Source organism: Pseudoalteromonas sp. MMG007, from assembly GCF_018100985.1.
Taxonomy (GTDB): domain Bacteria; phylum Pseudomonadota; class Gammaproteobacteria; order Enterobacterales; family Alteromonadaceae; genus Pseudoalteromonas.
The window spans coordinates 1-573 of record NZ_JAGJEI010000051.1; the positions used below are offsets into that span (position 1 = coordinate 1).

The 573-nt window shown below is 44.2% G+C and carries 1 protein-coding gene; it reads left to right on the top strand.

The annotated features are described in order from the left end of the window. Positions 1 to 573: condensation domain-containing protein (locus J8L71_RS18370; RefSeq protein WP_247655378.1), on the top strand; the 573-nt coding region annotated here is incomplete at both ends.

Consider the following 573-nt stretch of genomic DNA (forward strand, 5'->3'; position numbering starts at 1 on the left):
TCACTATAATATGCCTAGTGCATTTCGTCTTGAGGGTGAATTAGACCAAGAAGCCCTACAGCAGGCGCTGGACACAATTGTTGAGCGCCATGAAAGTTTACGTACATGTTTTACCACTGATGATTCAGGTGATGCGATTCAGGTGTTCCGTGAGGTATCGTCGTTACCATTATTTTTTAGTGACATTAGTGGTTTGAGAGAAATTCAGCAGCAGGTGGTAATTGACCAAGCTAATGAAGAAGAAGGCAGTTTGCCTTTCGATTTGACTCGAGACTTGATGATCCGAGCACGACTATACAAATTGGCAGAGCATAGCCATGTAATGCTGGTGACTTTACATCATATTGCCTCAGATGGCTGGTCTATGGGGATTTTGGTCAAAGAGTTTAGTGCGCTTTATACTGCTTATAAGTCAGGTCAGGGCAACCCGCTGCCGCCACTTTCTGTTCAATACGCAGATTATGCTCACTGGCAGAGAAACTGGTTGCAAGATGAGGTGTTGAATACTCAATTAGGGTACTGGAAAGAGCAATTGGCAGATCTACCAACTCTACACAGCCTACCTCTCAATTG